Genomic DNA, 16,834 nt, shown 5'->3' on the forward strand with positions numbered 1-16,834 from the left:
AACCCTCGCGCAGCGCGAGGCCGGTATGGCGGGCGGGGGGCGGGCGTTCAGCCCACGTTCCCGGGAGGCCACATGCAGCGCATGCGTCGGGTGCAGGCAGCGGTGGGGATCGCGGTGGCAGCAGGGCTCCTCTGCGCGTGCGCCGGCGCGCCCCCTCCCGCACGCGCTCCGGCCGCGGGAGAGCTCGCCGCACCCCCTGCGCTCCCGGACCCGCAGGGGCTGCGGGCGCAGCTGCAGGGCCGCGCCCCCGGGGGCGTGCTCTCGGAGCTGCCACCCGAGCGCGCCGAGCAGGCGCGCCTCGAGCGCGACGCCTGCGCCGGGACGAAGAGCGTCCGGGGGCGCTCTGCCTGCGCGCTGCGCGCGGAGCAGTACGCGCGGGGCGAGGGCGCGGTGGCCGTGGACGAGGGGCTCGCGGCCGCGCTCCACGAGCAGGCCTGTGCCCTGGGGCACTGGCAGTCCTGCGCGCAGCTGGGGCTCACCTACGCCGAGGGCACGGGCGTGCGCGCGAGCCCCGAGCGCAGCGCGCAGCTGTACTGGCTCGCCTGCGCGAACGGCCCCATCCCGGCCGCCTGCCTCAACCTGGGCCTGCAGTACGCAGAGGGACAGGGCGTGGCGCAGAGCGACGCGGTGGCCGAGGCCTACTACGCGCGCGCCTGCGAGGAGCACCTGCCGCAGGGCTGCCGCAACCTCGAGGCACTGCGCGAGGCGCGGCGCGAGGCGGCGCTCGCCCCGGAGCGCGCCGCCCAGGTGCCCAACGCCTCCTTCCGCGCGCTGCCGCCGGACAAGGCCGCGCGCGTGCGCCCCGAGCTGCTCAAGTGCTTCGACACCTTCTCGCGCACGCACTGCAACGACCTCGGCGTGGACTACGCGCGGGGGCTGGAGGTCGCGCGCGACGAGGCCATCGCCGCCGCCTTCTTCGAGCAGGCCTGTCACCTGGGCGAGAGCGCCGCCTGCACCAACCTCACCAGCGCGGCGCTCGCGGCCCGGGCGCACGCGCGGCCGCTCGCGAGCGCCGAGCGCGTGCTCTCCGAGGCCTGTGACGCGGGGCAGGCCGTGGCCTGCAGCGAGCTGGGCGCCCAGGCGCTGGTCTCCGCGCGCGCCGCCGAGCTGCTGCAGGGCACGGATGCGCACTACGACGCGGTGCACGTGCGGGCGCTCTTCGGGCGCGCGTGCACCCTGGGGCTCAGCTCGGCCTGTGCGCAGCAGCAGGCCCGCTGAGGGCGCCCCCGCTGCGTCTGCTCAGTGCATGAGCGAGGCTTCGGGCATGCCGACGATCTGCTGCACCGTGGCGCGCACCTTGTCCAGGTCCACCGGCTTGGAGATGTAGCCCGCCGCGCCCACCAGCTCCGCCTCCCACTCGAAGCCGTAGCCCGAGATGATGATGATCGGCAGGCCGCGCGCGCGCGGCATCTTCTTGAGCGCATCGAGCAGGCCCCAGCCGCTCATCACGGGCATGCGCAGGTCGAGCAGCACGGCGCTGGGGAGCTCGCCTTCGAGCAGGTCCAGCGCCTCGCGGCCGTTGGCCGCCTGGGTGGTGCGGTAGCCCATCTCCTCGAGGGCGTCGCAGATGAGCGTGCGGTGGCTCGCGTCATCGTCCACAACCAGAATGTGAGACATGGGAAAGGCCTCGGAAAGTGCCGTGGGGCGTCAAAACCGCTTCGGAGCCGAAGATGGGAACGGATCCGGGAATGGGGAAGGGGGCGACCTCATAATGGACATTCCGGTGCCCGCTCAGGGTAGCCCTGGACCCAGGGCCCCGGGGCGCTTCAGGGCTCCCGTCAGGACCCCAGGCCCCGCGAGCTCGGGCGCATAGAGGCGCAGCGCGTTCTGCCCGAGCACCCCGGCGAGGCTCTCCTCGTCCAGGCCCAGGCGGGTGAGCACCCGGATTTCCCGGTCCCAGGCGTAGGGGAGGTTGGGGAAGTCGGTGCCGTAGAGCACCCGCTCCGGCCGCGTCCGCAGCGCGCGCAGGGGGCGGGGGATGGGGAAGTAGTCGGCGAGCGCCATGGTGGTGTCGAGCCACAGCGTGTCGTAGCGCTCCAGCAGGCGCGCGTACCCGTCGAACTCGTCCGCGCCCAGGTGCGGCACGCACAGCTTCAGCGTGGGGTGCGCCTGCAGCACCCGCTCCACCCGGTCCACGGCGCACAGCGCGTGGGTGTCGCACTTGTAGTGGGGGCTGGAGGGCTCGCGCCCCGCGTGCATGACGATGGGCTTTCCCGCCCGCGCGCACGCCGCGTACACCTCGTGCAGCTCCGGGGCGTCCGGCGCGAAGCACTGCACGTGGCAGTGCAGCTTCACGCCCCGCAGGCCCTGCGCGAAGGCCTCCTCCAGGATGCTCACCGCCCCGGGCTCTCCGGGCAGCACCGTGGCGAGCGCGAGCACCCGCGGCTCCTCGCGCTGCACCGCGGCCGCGTACGCGTTCAGCATGCGCGCCATGCCCGGCTTGTGCGCGTAGTGCAGCGCCACCACGTGGCCCACCCCGCGCGAGAAGAGGAACTGGAGCACCTGGGGGGTGTGGAGCGGGTAGCGGATGGGCCAGCCGTACTGCTCGAACCAGCGCCACACCGCCTCGAACACCCGGTCCGGGAACACGTGCACGTGCGCGTCCACCACCGGCGGCAGGCCCTCGGGCAGGCGCGCCCCTTCCGCGTCCTGCAGCCCGGGCCGCGGCAGGCTCATCCCGCTCGCCCAGGGCCCTGCGGCCATGCCGAGGCAGGCGGGCACGGCGTCCGGCGCCGGCAAGTCTCCGGCGCCCGTGCTCACCGGGCCTTCTTCCCCGCGCCCTCTCCCTCGGCGCTGCCCGCGGGCGGCCGTGGGGTGTCCAGGCGGCGCAGCAGCACGTTCTGGCTCTCGTAGCCGGCGCGCTGCAGGCGCTGCGCCTCGATGAGGTCCGCCACCTTGGAGGCGGTCTGGCTCAGCAGGCGCAGCGACTCGGCGAGGAGCTTCTCGACCTGGTCCTGGGCGTCCGCGGCCTTGATGACGCCGCGGTCGCGGCGGAAGAGCAGTGGCAACTTCATCCGCGTCAATCTAAGGGAAGCCCTCGCCAGGTGCCACCGGGCAGGCGGGCAGGCGGCACGCACACACCAAAGGAGCCTTCACAGTGAGCACGAGCGCAGGACGCAGCGTCGGATTCCTCGGGATGGGCCTCATGGGCAGCCGCATGGCGCTCACCCTCGCGCGCAAGGGCTTCAGCGTCACGGTGTGGAACCGCACGCCTGCGCGCGCCGAGGAGGTGGTCCGCCAAGCCGCGGCCCAGCCGGGCGGCGCGCCCATCCGCGCGGCCGCGAGCCCCGCCGAGGTCGCCCGCAGCGTGGACGTGGTGTGCAGTTGCGTGGCGGACCCGGGGGCGCTGCACCAGGTGTACGCGGGGAAGGACGGGGCGCTCGCGGGCGCGCGCAAGGGCCAGCTCTTCATCGACTTCTCCACCGTGGCCCCCGAGGACACGCTCGCGCTGGAGGCGGCCTGCCGCGCGGCCGGGGTGGACTTCGTGGAGAGCCCCGTCACCGGCAGCCGCGCGGGCGCGGAGAAGGGCACGCTGCTGCTCATGGTGGGGGCGAGCGAGGCCGCGCTCGCGCGCGCCCAGCCCGTGCTCGGCGCGGTGGGCGAGCGCCAGGTGCACTGCGGCCCGGTGGGCGCGGGCTCCCAGGTGAAGCTCGCGGGCAACGCCCTGCTCGCCATGATGCTCGAGGGGCTCAGCGAGGCGATGCTCGTCACCCAGCGCGCCGGCATCGACCCGCGCGTCTTCCTCGAGGTGGTGCAGGCCAGCGGCTACCGCTCGCCCTACTACGACTTCAAGGGCAAGGCCCTGCTCGCCCGCGACTGGGACACCCACTTCGCCGTGGACCTGATGTTCAAGGACCTCTCGCTCTTCCAGGCGAGCGCCGCGCGCCTCAAGACCCCCACCCCCGCGGTGGGCGCCGTGCGCGAGGTCTACGCGCTCGCGCGCGCCCAGGGGCAGGGCGACAAGGACATCACCGCCGTGGTCACCGCCCTGGAGGGCACGGGGAAGGGCATCGGCCAGTCCTGATCCAGGGCCCACCCCCCGCGCCGGCCTCCCCCGGCGCAACGCGCGGCGCGTCATTCCGCCCGCGCTGGACTGACGCGGGGCGGCACCTACGGTAAACCACTTCACCGCCTTGTGAATTTACAGGTGCAACCCCGTCCCGCCGTACAAGATCTGTTGAGCGGTGTATGCATGCCCGCAAACGCCCGCCAGCCAACAGGTTTCACGAATTTTCAGGGAGGGGGATGACGCGCGGTTAATTTGATGCTTTATCTCGCCGCATCTTTCTTTGACGCGGGGGGCCCATGGCCTACGACGGCGAGCTGGTGAAGATGCAGAATGGTCGTTGGGCGCGCTTCCAGCGCTGCCAGGTGTACCGCCCGGGTGTCGAGGACGCCGGCGAGACGATGCTCCTGATCGCAGTGGAGCTCGAGGAGCGCTACCAGCGGCTGCTGGACGAGGCCTCCGACTCGCTCGCGCGCTTCCGCCACCAGGGCATCGCGGTCCAGGCCGAGCTCGGCCAGGACGCGCAGGGCCAGGAGCGCCTCACGCTCCAGCCCGAGGCCGCCCAGCTGCACTGACGGCGCCTGCAGTCCCCACGCGGGCCCGCCTGTCGGAGCGACTCCGGCTGAGCGGGCCCGTCGTGTTTCCAGCGCCGGGACGCCGCTCAGCGCGGGCGGTAGAAGCGCTCGGCGTTCTCGCTCGCCACGCGCCGCACGATGGGCAGGCTGAGGCGCGCCTTGGCGAGCAGGTTCGCCAGGCGCGCGAGCCCCAGGATGTCACCTGCGCCGTCGCCGGCGTCCGAGTTGAGCACGAGCCGCTCGCTGCCGAGCCGGCGCACCAGCGCGACCGCGCGCTCGGCCGCGAGCTGCTCGGGGTGCAGGGTGAGCCCCGCCCAGTGGCCGCACCCGAGGATGGGGCGCACCGTCTTGCTGCTCGCGTGGTCCACCAGCACGCGCGCGGGCGCCACGCCCGAGGCCTGCAGGAGCGTGAGGATGCGCCGCGTGTGGCGCTCCTTGTCCTGCCCCGGGGTGTGCACCACCACGCGCAGCTTGAGGCGGCGCGCGAGCGCGAGCTGCTCCCCGAAGGCCTCCTCCTCCAGCTCGCCGCCCTCGTGCAGCCCCGTCTCCCCCAGCGCCACCACCCGCCCGCCGCCGAAGTAGTCCGGCAGGGAGGCGATGACCTCGGAGAGGCCGCGGCGCGGGATGCAGCGCGGGTGCACCCCGAGCGCCGCCCAGGCCCGGATGCCGAAGCGCTCGAGCCGCGGCAGCTCGCGCGCCACCAGCCGGTCGAAGTGCTGGCGCAGCGTCTTCGCGGTAGGCGAGGGGAAGTGGTGCGCCACCACCAGCGCCCGCGTCACCCCGAAGAAGCGCATGGACTCGAGGTCCTGATCGCTCAGCGCCTCCGCGTGCAGGTGCGCGTCGAACAGCTCGGGCAGCTCTCGCGCCTCGCCGGCCATGCCGCTAGTCCGCCCCCAGCCCGGCGCCCTCGTTGCGCGGGTCGCTCGCGGCGTAGAAGAGGCCGTTCTTCGGGTCCCAGAGCACCGCCTCCGCGTCGCCCCAGGCCTCGCGGCGCACCACCTTGTGGCCGCGCGCCTCGAGCGCCGCCACCGTCGCGGGCTCGAGCCCCCAGCGGTCCACCCACAGCTCGTCCGGCAGGTACTGGTGGTGCACGCGCCCCGCGCCCACCGCGCGCGTCACGTCCATCCCTGCGTCCACCACGTTGCTGATGACCTGGATGACGGTGGTGGGGATGGTGGAGCCGCCGGGGCTGCCCACCGCGAGCATGACGCGCTTGGGGTCCTCCTTCGAGAACACCAGCGTGGGGCTCATGGAGGAGAGCGGCACCTTGCCCGGCGCGATGGCGTTGGGCTCGCCCGTCACGAGCCCGTACGCGTTGGGCACGCCCGGCATCGCCGCGAAGTCGTCCATCTCGTCGTTGAGCAGCACGCCCGTCCCCTTCGCCACGAGGCAGGAGCCGAAGCCGTAGTTCACCGTGGTGGTCATCACCACCGCGTTGCCCTTCGCGTCGATGACGGAGATGTGCGTGGTGTTCTTCTTCTCCGTCTTCTCGACTGGAGCCTGCCCCTTCCCGGAGGGCAGGGTGCTCTGCGGCGCGCCCTCGCGCGCGGGCAGCAGGCTCACGCTGGGGGTCGCGCGCTGCGGGTCGATGGTGGAGGCGAGCTGGGCGATGTACGCGTCCGAGCGGAAGCGCTCGAGCGGGATGTCCACGAAGGCGGGGTCCCCGAGGAACTTCGCGCGGTCCACGTAGGCGCGGCGCACGGCCTCCGCGTACAGGTGCACCGCGAGCGGGTCGCGCCAGCTCATCTTCGGCTGCAGGCGCTCGAGCATGCCCAGCACCTGCACCACCGCGAGCCCGCCCGCGCTGGGCGGGGGCATGGTGAGCAGGCGGTGGCCGCGGTAGTGCCCCTCGAGCGGCGCGTGGGGCCTCGTCTTGAAGCCGCTCAGGTCCTCCTGCGTGAGCAGGCCGCCGCCCGCCCTCACCGCCGCCACCAGCTGCCCGGCGATGCGCCCCGCGTAGAAGGCCTTCTCGCCCCTCGCGGCGATCGCCTCCAGCGTGGCGGCGAGCTCCGGCTGGCGCAGCAAATAGCCCACCTCCGGCACCGCGGGCGCGCCGTCCGGCCCCTTCACGAGGAAGAGGCGGGTGGCCTCGGGGTCCTTCGCGAGGCACTCCAGGCGCCCCTCGGCCATCTGCTGGTACTTGGGCGTGACGTAGAAGCCCTCGCGCGCCGCCTTGATCGCCGGCGCGAGCACCACGCGCCGCGGGAGGCTCCCGTGGCGCTCGAGCAGCTCGAGGTAGCCCTTCACCGCGCCGGGCACCGCCACGCTCAGCGCGCCGTCCGTGGAGAGCCCGGGCACCACCCGGCCCTCCTTCACGTACATGTCCCGGGTGGCGCCCCGCGGCGCCACCTCGCGGAAGTCCAGCGCCTGCGTCTCGCCCGTCTTCGCGTCGTGGGTGAGCGCGAAGCCGCCGCCGCCCAGGCCCGAGTGGTAGGGGCCCACCACCGCGAGCGTGAAGGCGGCCGCCACCGCCGCGTCCGTGGCGTTGCCCCCGCGCCGCAGCATCTGCAGCGCGGCCTCGCTCGCCAGCGGGTGCGCGCTCGCCACCGCGCCGCGGCGGAAGGGGCGCGCCGCGTGCGCGGGCAGCGCGAGCGCGAGCAGCAGCAGCACGACGAGGCCAGGTGTGGCCTGGAGGACGCTTCGGCGACGGATGTCCACGGCGGGGGGCTCTCCTGAAGAGGGGGCGCGGGAGCCCCGAAGGTAGCGGGGAGCGGCGCCGGGGGCCCGCCAAAGTGATCGTCTGGCACAGGGCCCCCGTCGACCAACGCACGGTTGACGATCCGGCCCCTGGTCCCTAAATCCTGGCCCCATGTCAGCTCCGATCGCGGCCGTGGTGTTGTGCGCAGGCAAGGGCACCCGGATGAAGTCCAAGAAGCCCAAGGTGCTCCACACCATCCTGGGCAAGCCCCTGTGCGCCTATCCGCTGATGCGCGCCCGGGACCTGGGCGCGAGCCCCCTGGTCCCCGTGGTGGGCCACGGCGCCGAGCAGGTGCAGCGCACGCTCGAGGCGCTCTTCCCCACCGAGAACCTGCGCTTCGCGCTGCAGAAGGAGCAGCGCGGCACCGCGGACGCGGTGAAGGCCGCGGCGGACGCGCTCAAGGACTTCCAGGGCCGCGTGCTCATCCTCTCCGGGGACGTGCCCCTGCTGCGCAAGGAGACCCTGCAGCGCCTGCTCGAGGCGCACGAGCAGGGCAAGGCGCTGCTCAGCCTCGTCTCCATGAGCCCCGCGGACCCCACGGGCTACGGGCGCGTGGTGCGGGAGAACGGCAAGGTTGCGCGCATCGTGGAGCACAAGGACGCGACGCCCGAGCAGCGCACTGTCCGCGAGTGCAACGCGGGCATCTACGTGGTGGAGAGCCGCTTCCTCTGGCCCGCGCTCGGCCGCATCCGCACCCAGAACGCCCAGGGCGAGTACTACCTCACGGACCTCGTGGAGATGGCGGCCGCCGAGGGCGGGGTGGTGGCCGTGGATACGGACTTCGACGAGACGGCCGGCGTGAACGACCGCGTGGAGCTCGCGGCGCGCGCCCGCGCGATGCAGGAGCGCATCAACACCGGGCACATGCGCGCCGGCGTGAGCCTGCAGGACCCCGCGACCACCTACATCGAAGAGGAGGTCGTCATCGGCGCGGACACGGAGCTCGCCCCCGGGGTGAGCCTCCAGGGTCGTACCGTGGTCGGACAGGACGTCTTCATCGGGCAGGGCAGTGTCCTGGTGGCCTCGAGCGTGGCCGACGGGACGCACATCAAGCCCTACTCCGTGCTCGAGGAGGCCCAGGTGGGCGAGCGCTGCCACATCGGTCCCTTCAGCAGGTTGCGCCCGGGTACAGAGTTGGCCGAAGACGTGCATCTGGGCAACTTCGTGGAGACGAAGAAGGCCCGCATCGGGGCCGGGACCAAGGCCGGACACCTCAGTTATCTGGGGGATGCGCGCATCGGGCGCGGCGTGAACGTGGGCGCGGGCACGATCACCTGTAATTACGACGGGGTGAACAAGCACCTGACCGAGCTGGGGGACGGCGTCTTCATCGGCTCGGACACGCAGCTGGTGGCTCCCGTGAAGCTGGGGGACGGCGCCTATGTCGGCGCCGGCACCACGGTGACGAAGGACGTTCCCGCGGGGGCGCTCGCCGTGTCGCGCACCCCGCAGGACAACAAGGAGGGCTGGGTCGCGCGCAAGCAGGCGCGCCAGTCCTCCAAGAAGAAGACCCAGGCGGGGTAGGGGCAGAGTGGAGTGGGGGGGCTTGCTGGCTGCCCGGCCGGTGAGCATCCAGGGAATCGGGCCCGCGGATTTGATCCAGCGGGTTGGGGCGTGAGAGAGGATCGCGGCATGTGCGGAATCGTTGGTTACGTCGGTGACAAGCAGTCTGCTCCCATCCTGGTGTCGGGCCTGAAGAAGCTCGAGTACCGGGGCTACGACTCGGCGGGCGTGGCGGTGGTGAGCAGCGGGGCGCTCAACGTGGTGCGCGCCACCGGCAAGCTGCGCAACCTGGAGTCCCGCATCGGCACCGAGTCGCCGCTGGGCAACATCGGCATCGGGCACACCCGGTGGGCGACCCACGGGCGGCCCTCGGACGAGAACGCCCACCCGCACTCCTACGAGGGCGTGGCGGTGGTGCACAACGGCATCATCGAGAACCACCTCGCGCTCAAGGCCGAGCTCAAGAGCCGCGGCCACAAGTTCAGCAGCGAGACCGACTCCGAGGTCTTCGCCCACCTCATCTGGCAGGAGCTGCAGAGCGGGCTCACGCTGCCCCAGGCGGTGCGCGCTGCCGTGGCGCGCGTGAAGGGCACCTACGCGCTCGCGGTCGTCACCGCGCAGGACCCCAACACCATCGTCGTCACCAAGGAGGCCAGCCCCATGGTGGTCGGCCTCGGTGAGGGCCAGAACTTCATCGCGAGCGACGTGCCCGCGCTGCTCGAGCACACGCGCGACTTCGTCTACATGGAGGACGGCGACCTCGCGGTCCTCACCGCGGCGAAGGTGGACATCTTCAACCGCGCCGGTCAGCTCGCCAACCGCCCCACGCGCCGCATCGACTGGACGCCGATGATGGCGGAGAAGGGCGGCCACAAGCACTTCATGCACAAGGAGATCCACGAGCAGCCCCGGGCCATCGCGGACACCATCCGCGGCCGCCTGCTGCTCTCCGAGGGCGACGTGGCCTTCGAGGGCTGGAACCTCTCCGACGAGAAGGTGAAGGCGCTCACCAAGGTGACCATCCTCGCCTGCGGCACCTCGTGGCACTCGGGCATCAGCGGCAAGACGATGATCGAGGCGCTCGCGCGCCTGCCGGTCGAGGTGGAGCTCGCGAGCGAGTTCCGCTACCGCGACCCCATCGTGGAGCCGAGCCACCTGGTCATCGCGATCAGCCAGTCCGGCGAGACCGCGGACACGCTCGCGGCCTTCAAGGAGGCCAAGGCGCGCGGCGCGACCCCCATGGCCATCTGCAACGTGATGGGCAGCGCGATGACCCGCGAGGCGGAGTTCAGCGTGCTGACCAACGCGGGCCCCGAGATCGGCGTGGCCAGCACCAAGGCCTTCACCACGCAGCTCGTCTCGCTCTACATGCTCGCGGTGCGCCTCGGGCGCGTGCGCGGCACGCTGAGCAAGGAGCAGGCGCAGGAGCACCTCACGCACCTGACCGAGGTCCCCAAGCTCATCGAGGAGACGCTCAAGTGCGAGCCCCAGGTGAAGCGCGTGGCGCGCGACTACATGCACGCGCGTGACTTCCTCTTCCTCGGCCGCGGCCCCATGCACCCGGTGGCGCTCGAGGGCGCGCTGAAGCTCAAGGAGATCTCGTACATCCACGCCGAGGGCTACGCGGGCGGCGAGATGAAGCACGGCCCCATCGCGCTCATCGACGAGAACATGCCGGTGCTCGTCATCGCCCCGAAGCAGCCGCACGTGGCGTACGAGAAGATCATGGGCAACATCGAGGAGGCTCGCGCGCGCGGCGGCAAGGTGATCGCCGTCATCGACGAGGACGACACCCACGTCGCCTCCGTCGCCGACCACGTCATCCGCATCCCCGCCGCCTGCGCGCAGCTCGCGCCGGTGGTGGCCACCATCCCGCTGCAGCTGCTCGCCTACCACGTGGCCGAGATGCGCGGGAACGACGTGGACCAGCCGCGCAACCTCGCCAAGAGCGTGACGGTCGAGTAGTGCTGCGTCCTCCCTCTCCCTCTGGGTGAGGGAAGTGCCTTACCCACCGAGGCCCGGTGTCTCCCCAAAGGAGACCCGGGCTTCGTCATTTTCGGCGTCCGCTGAAGGCGCGTGGGTGCCACCATGCAGCCGCATGGAGAACGTGACGCAGCGGATGATGAAGTACCGGGAGGCCGCCCGGCATCTCTGGAACACGTTCCTCCGCGAGGAGCAGACCTTCTCGCCGCAGCGTCTGCCGTCCGACGAGGTGCTCGATGACTGGGAGGCGCTGCAGCCCCTGCTGTTCAGGGCGCTGGTGCTGCGCCACACCGGGAATGAAGCACACGCGGCGGCGCGACTCTCGAGCGGGCGGCGCAGCGAGCCGCTTCCCTTCCTCCGCGTCGTCCCCACGAGCGACCGTGTCCCGGCAATGGTGAGCAGAGGCAAGCCCGCGAAGACCTACTGGGACCATCCCGTGAACCGCCTCGGTCCAGAAGACGATCTCCGGTTCATCGACTTCTTCGACTGGGACAGCAGCCGCTTCCTGGACTTCGCGTACTACCGCGTCGAGATCCGCGCCTGCGCGCGTGAGCCGGGGCTCGTGGGCCACGAGGCTTTGCTCGAGGTGCAATACGCGGACGTCTTCGTCGATGGGGCTGCCCGATGAGCCGCGCAAGTACACCCCGCGCCGTGCTCTTCGACCTCGACGGCGTGCTCGCGCACAGCGAGGAGGCGTGGTTCCGCACGCTGGAGGCCGCAGGGCTGCGCTTTCGCGGCCGCGCCGTCACCCGCGGGGAGTTCGCGCCCACCTTCGGGCAGAGCTCGGCGGAGAACTGCCGCGTGTTCGGCTTCGGCTGCAGTCCCGCGGAGCTGGACGCCTTCTTCGTCGAGACCTTCCCGCGCTTCGCCTCCGAAGCGCGCACGGAGCCCGCAGCGCCGGCCGTGCTCGATGCGCTCGGCGCGCGCGGCGTGCTGCGCGCCGTGGTGACCAACGCCATGCGCCCCATCGCCGAGGCGGCACTCGCGGCCGGAGGGCTCACGCCCCGGCTCGAGTACGTGGCCTGCGCGGGCGGCGCTCTTCGCGCCAAGCCTTCGCCGGACCTGCTCGTGCACGCGCTCGAAGCGCTCGGGGTGCCGGCCGCGTCCGCGTGGATGGTGGGCGACAGCCGCTTCGACCGCGAGGCGGCCGCAGCGGCCGGTGTGTACTTCGTGGGGCTGCGCATGCCGGGAGACGTGCGGCTCGAGCGCCTCCAGGCGCTCCCCGCGCTGCTCGGCTGAGGCGCGGAGTTCACTGCCCGGCACTGCAACCGCGGGGGAGACTTCCTCGTCCGGCCCCACGTCCCCAATTCGCAGGGGATGGCCTCCTGGCTCACCCACCTGCAGTTGCTCCTGCGCAGAGGCGCGCTCCTCTGCACTGCGGGCCTCCTCGCGTGCGCGGGCGGGCAGGGGACTCCGCTGCCCCCGCCGCAGCCTGCGCCCGGGGCGGACGCGGGCGTGCCGGATGCGGGCAGCCCGGACACGGCGGATGCCGTGCACCCGGGGCCGGGCTACCCCGGCCCGGTCATCGAGGGCTGCGCGGTGTTCCCGCTCGACAACGCGTGGAACCAGGACGTGTCGCGCTTGCCCGTGCACCCGGACTCCGAGCGCTTCATCGAGGCGATGGGCGCTGACGGCGAGCTCGTCGCGGCCTGGGGCCAGCTCGCCGAGCAGTACGGCGTGCCCATCACGGTGGTGCGCGGCACGCAGCCGCGCGTGCCGGTGGAATTCCGCTACGAGGCGCACAGCGACCCCGGGCCCTATCCCATCCCGGACGACGTGCTGCGCGAGGCCGACAAGGACCCGGATGCGGACCACCACGCCATCGTGCTCGACCGCGACCGCTGCTGGGCCTACGAGCTCTACGACCTGCGCCGCAAGGCGGACGGCGGCTGGTTCGCGCAGTCCGGCGCGCTCTGGCACCTGGGGGTGAACTGGACGCGGCCCGAGGGCTACACCTCCGCGGACGCCGCGGGCCTGCCCATCCTCCCCGGGCTCGTGCGCTACGAGGAGACGGAGGGCGAGCTGCGCCACGCCATCCGCATCACCTCTCACGCCACGCAGGCGGGCTACATCGCGCCCGCGAGCCACTTCTCCGCCACCTCGAGCAGCCCCTTCGCTCCGCCCATGGGGCTGCGGCTGCGGCTCAAGGCGAGCGTGGACCTCTCCGGCTATGCGCCGCGCATGCGGGTGCTGCTGCGCGCGCTGCAGCGCTACGGCGCCATCGTGGCGGACAACGGCAACAGCTGGCGCATCGGCGGCACCTCGGATCCGCGCTGGAGCATCCCCGAGCTGCACTCGCTCGCGGGCATCCACGGCTCGGACTTCGAGGTGGTGCAGACCGGGCCCATCCAGCGCTGAAGCGGGCTCAGGGCACGCGGTGGACGCGGTCGAGCGGCGGGGGCACGAGCGGGTTGTGCGCGTGCAGGTAGGCCTGCAGCGCGTCCAGGTCCAGCACGCCGCCCACGCGCTCGCCCGCCGCGGGCAGGACGCTGAAGCCGTCGCCGCCGGCCGCGATGAAGCTGTTCACGGTGACGCGGTAGCGCTTCGCGGGATCCACGGGCACGCCGTCCAGCCGCATCGAGGCGGGGTCCACCTTCGAGCCCTCGGGCGCCGAGGTGCTCCAGGTGAACGTGAAGTTGCGCGAAGGCGAGAGGATGCGCACGCGGCTGCCGAGCCACTGCTGCTCGAGCAGCTGGTGCAGCTCGCGGCCGGTGAGCGTGAGCGTCACCATCGTGTTGCCGAAGGGATGCACCGTGAAGATCTCGCCGTAGGTCACCTCGCCGGCGTCGATGTCGGCGCGGATTCCTCCCGGGTTCATGAACGAGAGCTGCGCGCCCTGGGCCCGCGTGGCCTCCAGCTGTGCGTCCGCGATCACGTCGCCGATGCTGCTCTCGCCCGTATCGGTGGGACCCAGCACCCCGGGCGCCTGGCGCAGGGGGGCCTGGAGGAAGCCCACCGGGCGCTTCTCGAGCGGCGCGCTCAGCGCCTTGTAGTGCGCGACGAGCGCCTGCTCCTCGGGCACGGGCGGCACGTCGCGCGTGACCACCTCCTGGCGGGCCTTCACCTCGAGCACCTTGCCGCTCGCGCGGTCCAGCGAGAGGTCCAGCACCGTGAGCAGGCGGCCCACGTTCGCGGCGCTGGTCACCCGCTTGCCGGAGAGCACACAGTTGTACGCCTGATGCGTGTGCGCGCTGTGGATGACGCTCACCGCGGGGGACATCCCGCGCGCGATGTCCACGATGGGCCCGGTGAGGCGGGTGCACCCGTCGTAGCGGCTGCCGGGCGCCTGCTCGCCGCCCTCGTGCAGCAGGACGACGATGGCCTGCACGCCCTCGGCCTGGAGCTTGGGCACCAGCGCGTTCACGGTCTCCACCTCGTCGGTGAAGTGCAGCCCCGCGATGCCCGTGGGGGTGACGAGCGTGGCCATGCCCTCCAGCGTCATCCCGATGAAGCCCACCTTCACGCCCTCGAAGCTGCGCACCTCGTAGGCGGGGAACAGCGTGTGGCCGCTCGCGTCCTTCACGTTGGCCGCGAGGTAGTGGAAGCGCGCGCCCGGGAAGGGCGTGCCGTCCTGGCAGCCGTCCTCGGGGTGGCAGCCGCCGCGCTGCATGCGCAGCAGCTCGGTGCTGCCCTCGTCGAACTCGTGGTTGCCCACGGCGGCGAGGTCCAGGCCCAGCAGGTTCATCGCCTCGATGGTGGGCTCGTCGTGGAAGAGCGCGGAGACGAGCGGGCTCGCGCCGATGAGGTCTCCCGAGGAGACGACGAGCGTGTTCGGGTTCTGTGCGCGCAGCTGCGCCACGTGGCGCGCGAAGAAGGCGACGCCGCCCGCGTCCACGCGCTCGGGCTTGCCGCTCGCGTCCGGGCCGAGCGTGAAGGGCGTTGCAGGCGGCTCCAGCTGCCCGTGGAAGTCGTTGAACGCGATCAGCTGCACGTGCACGGGCGTGGCCTGCGCGGCCGCGCGCGGAGCGGGGGCCGCGGTGCGGCACGAGGCGAGGAGCGTCGCCGCACAGAGAAGCGCGGCGCGGAGGACGGGGGCAGGGCGCGAGGAGGACATGCGCGCCCGGTCTTAGCGGCTCGGGGCCGCGCTGGCCAGAAGCGCGAGGGCTACTCGGGGTCGCGGCTGAGCTCGAGCATCAGCTCCAGGTCCTCGGCGCTCTGCACCTCGTCCAGGTGCTCGAGCAGCTCGAGGTTCTCCACCACCTCGCGGTCCTCGTCCTTCGCCTCCTGCGCCGCCCCGGCGTCCTTGGGTTCCCCGGACGAGGGCTGGGGCGCAGGCTTCTTTTCCTTCGCCCCGCGCGGCGCGGGCGCAGGCTGCGCGGCGGGCTTCTGCGGGGGCTGGGCGGGGGCCGCTGCGAGCGCGGCGAGCAGCAGCAGCGCCGTCACTGCCCGCGCCTCTCGCGCAGACGCTGGCGCAGCTGCTGGCGCTCCTCCGGAGTCATCTGCCGCCAGCGGCGCAGGTTCTCCATCATCTCCTCGCGCCGCTCGGGGTGGGCGCGCAGGTAGGCGCGCATGCGCTGGCGCAGCTCGGCGCGCCGCTCGGCCTTGAGGCCGCGGAACTCCCGGAAGTGCTCGCGCAGCGCGCGCCGCTCCTCGGGCGGGAGGCGCTTGAAGTCGGCCAGGTTCTGGCGCAGCCGCTGCTTCTCCTCGGGGGGCAGGGCGCGGAAGCGGCGCAGGTTCTCGCGCACGCGCGCCCGCTCCTCCGGCGGCAGCGCCTTGAACTCGCGCAGCCGCTCGCGCAGCCGCTCCTTCTCCTCGGGGCTCATCTTCTCGAAGCGCTCGAGCGCCGCGCGCCGGTCAGCATCGGAGGCGGCCCCGGCGGCCGGGCTCGCGGCCTCCGGCGGCGGCGCGGGCTGGGGCGCCGTCTGCGCGAGCGCCGGCAGCGACAGCGCCAGCACGAGCGCCGCGAGGCGGGGAAGGGGAAAGCGCATCATCGCTGCCGCTCCAGGGTGTGGAGGTTCGCGATGACCTCCAGGTCTTCGGGGCTGTCGAGCCCCACCACGTCGTAGTCCTCGGCGAGCTCCATGTTGCTCGCCACCTCGAACGCCACGGGGTCCGCCGTCTCGGGCAGCAGCAGCGACCCGACGCTCGGCTCCTGCTGCGCCTGCAGCAGCACCACGGCGAGCGCCACCGCGGCGAGCCCCGGCACGAGCAGCACCGGGCGCAGCAGCGGCTTGAAGGCAGCACCCAGGCGCTCGGACAGGGGCCGCGGAAGGGCCTCCACGCGCGCGAGCACCGCGCGGCGCGTGTGCGGAGAGAGCGCGGGCTCGGGCAGCTCGGGGAGGCGCGCGAGCGTGTGGCGCAGGAGCCCCTCCGTGCGCCGGCACGCGGCGCAGCCCGCCAGGTGCGCCTGCACCTCGCGCGCGCGCGGCGCCTCCAGCTCTCCATCGATGTAGGCGGTCAGCTCTTCCTCGTACGTGCAGCTCATGCCCGACTCCTCGCGGGCGGCAGCGCGCCGCCGCCCGACTGCAGCTCCTCCACCGCCCGCGCCACCGCGAGGGTGGCGCGGTGGATGAGGCTCTTCACCGCGGCCTCGCTCGCCTCCAGCGCCTCGGCGATGTCGCGGTACGCCATGCCCTCGAAGCGGCACATGGTGAAGGCCGCCCGCTCGCGCTCGCTCATCCCGGCGAGCGCGCGCGACACCGCCCGCTCCAGCTCCCGCCCCGCCAGCGCCTGCTCCGGGCCCTCGGACGCCGGTCCCGCCATCTCCACTCCCGCCTCCTCTTCCACCGTGTGCTCCACCTGGTACTCGCCGCGGCGCACCTCGTTGAGGCAGTGGTTCGTCGCCACCCGGAAGAGGAAGGTCTTGAAGCGCGCGCTCGGGCGGTAGGCCTTCGCGTGCCGGTACAGCTTCACGAAGATGTCCTGCGTCAGCTCCTCGGCGCGGGCCCGGTCCCCCACGAAGCGCAGCGCGAAGCGCGCGACGCTCGGGTGGTAGCGGTCGAACAGCTGCGCGAACGCCTGCCGGTCGCCCGCCGCCACCCTCAGCATTGCCTGTGCGTCCGGGTCGAGGTCTGCCGTCACGGGAAGGTTGAACCCAGGGGTGGGGGAAAAGTTGCGGGAGGCCCGGAG

18 protein-coding genes are annotated in these 16,834 nt (G+C 72.8%); 8 read left to right on the forward strand and 10 right to left on the reverse strand.

Going from position 1 to position 16,834, the window contains the following annotated elements:
* The first annotated feature begins 72 nt into the window (after positions 1-72).
* The gene (locus FGE12_RS14630; RefSeq protein WP_153867097.1) at positions 73-1,218 is read left to right on the forward strand and encodes a tetratricopeptide repeat protein; all 1,146 of its coding nucleotides are present in this window, start codon (positions 73-75) and stop codon (positions 1,216-1,218) included.
* Positions 1,219-1,239: 21 nt separating this feature from the next.
* Here FGE12_RS14630 and FGE12_RS14635 read toward each other — a convergent pair whose 3' ends face one another.
* The 3 genes from FGE12_RS14635 to FGE12_RS14645 all read right to left on the reverse strand — a co-directional run bounded on the left by FGE12_RS14635 (position 1,240) and on the right by FGE12_RS14645 (position 3,014).
* On the reverse strand, positions 1,240-1,617 hold the full coding sequence (locus FGE12_RS14635) for a response regulator (RefSeq protein WP_153867098.1): 378 nt from the start codon (positions 1,615-1,617) through the stop codon (positions 1,240-1,242).
* Positions 1,618-1,731: 114 nt separating this feature from the next.
* On the reverse strand, positions 1,732-2,703 hold the full coding sequence (locus FGE12_RS14640) for an amidohydrolase family protein (RefSeq protein WP_153867350.1): 972 nt from the start codon (positions 2,701-2,703) through the stop codon (positions 1,732-1,734).
* A 53-nt stretch (positions 2,704-2,756) separates the two neighbouring features.
* The gene (locus FGE12_RS14645; RefSeq protein ID WP_153867099.1) at positions 2,757-3,014 is read right to left on the reverse strand and encodes a hypothetical protein; all 258 of its coding nucleotides are present in this window, start codon (positions 3,012-3,014) and stop codon (positions 2,757-2,759) included.
* Positions 3,015-3,097: 83 nt separating this feature from the next.
* On the opposite strand from FGE12_RS14645, the gene FGE12_RS14650 reads away from it, so the two are divergent.
* Together FGE12_RS14650 and FGE12_RS14655 are read left to right on the forward strand one after the other, a co-directional pair.
* The gene (locus tag FGE12_RS14650) at positions 3,098-4,024 is read left to right on the forward strand and encodes an NAD(P)-dependent oxidoreductase (RefSeq protein ID WP_153867100.1); all 927 of its coding nucleotides are present in this window, start codon (positions 3,098-3,100) and stop codon (positions 4,022-4,024) included.
* A 281-nt stretch (positions 4,025-4,305) separates the two neighbouring features.
* On the forward strand, positions 4,306-4,581 hold the full coding sequence (locus tag FGE12_RS14655) for a hypothetical protein (protein WP_153867101.1): 276 nt from the start codon (positions 4,306-4,308) through the stop codon (positions 4,579-4,581).
* 86 nt (positions 4,582-4,667) lie between these two features.
* On the opposite strand, the gene FGE12_RS14660 is transcribed toward FGE12_RS14655, so the two are convergent.
* Positions 4,668-5,459 (reverse strand): TatD family hydrolase, encoded by a 792-nt coding sequence (locus FGE12_RS14660; protein WP_153867102.1) that lies wholly within the window; start codon positions 5,457-5,459, stop codon positions 4,668-4,670.
* Positions 5,460-5,463: 4 nt separating this feature from the next.
* A complete protein-coding gene (ggt, locus tag FGE12_RS14665) occupies positions 5,464-7,191 on the reverse strand; it encodes a gamma-glutamyltransferase (RefSeq protein WP_370459011.1) in 1,728 nt (575 codons plus the stop codon).
* 199 nt (positions 7,192-7,390) lie between these two features.
* On the opposite strand from ggt, the gene glmU reads away from it, so the two are divergent.
* From glmU to FGE12_RS14690, 5 genes are all read left to right on the forward strand, one after another.
* Positions 7,391-8,803, forward strand: coding sequence for a bifunctional UDP-N-acetylglucosamine diphosphorylase/glucosamine-1-phosphate N-acetyltransferase GlmU (glmU, locus tag FGE12_RS14670; protein WP_153867103.1), 1,413 nt, complete (start codon positions 7,391-7,393; stop codon positions 8,801-8,803).
* Positions 8,804-8,911: 108 nt separating this feature from the next.
* On the forward strand, positions 8,912-10,747 hold the full coding sequence (gene glmS, locus FGE12_RS14675; protein ID WP_153867104.1) for a glutamine--fructose-6-phosphate transaminase (isomerizing): 1,836 nt from the start codon (positions 8,912-8,914) through the stop codon (positions 10,745-10,747).
* A 133-nt stretch (positions 10,748-10,880) separates the two neighbouring features.
* Positions 10,881-11,393 carry a hypothetical protein gene (locus tag FGE12_RS14680; protein WP_153867105.1) on the forward strand — a complete coding sequence of 171 codons (513 nt, stop codon included), beginning with the start codon at positions 10,881-10,883 and terminating at the stop codon, positions 11,391-11,393.
* Positions 11,390-12,004: an HAD family hydrolase gene (locus FGE12_RS14685; protein WP_153867106.1), complete on the forward strand. Its 615-nt coding sequence runs from the start codon at positions 11,390-11,392 to the stop codon at positions 12,002-12,004. The genes FGE12_RS14680 and FGE12_RS14685 overlap by 4 nt, the downstream gene beginning before the upstream one ends.
* A 78-nt stretch (positions 12,005-12,082) precedes the next feature.
* The gene (locus FGE12_RS14690) at positions 12,083-13,123 is read left to right on the forward strand and encodes a hypothetical protein (protein WP_153867107.1); all 1,041 of its coding nucleotides are present in this window, start codon (positions 12,083-12,085) and stop codon (positions 13,121-13,123) included.
* A gap of 7 nt (positions 13,124-13,130) precedes the next feature.
* Here FGE12_RS14690 and FGE12_RS14695 read toward each other — a convergent pair whose 3' ends face one another.
* Genes FGE12_RS14695 through FGE12_RS14715 form a run of 5 tightly spaced genes read right to left on the reverse strand, consistent with a single transcriptional unit; the run spans position 13,131 to position 16,786 of the window.
* Entirely contained in the window at positions 13,131-14,819 is a 1,689-nt protein-coding gene (locus tag FGE12_RS14695; protein ID WP_153867108.1) for a bifunctional UDP-sugar hydrolase/5'-nucleotidase, read from the reverse strand.
* Between the two features lie 50 nt (positions 14,820-14,869).
* Complete coding sequence (locus FGE12_RS14700) at positions 14,870-15,148, reverse strand: hypothetical protein (RefSeq protein ID WP_153867109.1); 279 nt, start codon at positions 15,146-15,148, stop codon at positions 14,870-14,872.
* Positions 15,145-15,696, reverse strand: a complete 552-nt coding sequence (locus FGE12_RS14705) for a DUF3106 domain-containing protein (protein WP_228530803.1) — start codon at positions 15,694-15,696, stop codon at positions 15,145-15,147. Before FGE12_RS14705 ends, FGE12_RS14700 begins: the two co-directional genes overlap by 4 nt.
* Positions 15,693-16,190: an anti-sigma factor gene (locus FGE12_RS14710; RefSeq protein ID WP_153867110.1), complete on the reverse strand. Its 498-nt coding sequence runs from the start codon at positions 16,188-16,190 to the stop codon at positions 15,693-15,695. Before FGE12_RS14710 ends, FGE12_RS14705 begins: the two co-directional genes overlap by 4 nt.
* Positions 16,187-16,786: an RNA polymerase sigma factor gene (locus FGE12_RS14715; protein WP_370458984.1), complete on the reverse strand. Its 600-nt coding sequence runs from the start codon at positions 16,784-16,786 to the stop codon at positions 16,187-16,189. Before FGE12_RS14715 ends, FGE12_RS14710 begins: the two co-directional genes overlap by 4 nt.
* Positions 16,787-16,834: the final 48 nt, after the last annotated feature.

The organism is Aggregicoccus sp. 17bor-14, assembly GCF_009659535.1.
Taxonomy (GTDB): Bacteria; Myxococcota; Myxococcia; order Myxococcales; family Myxococcaceae; genus Aggregicoccus.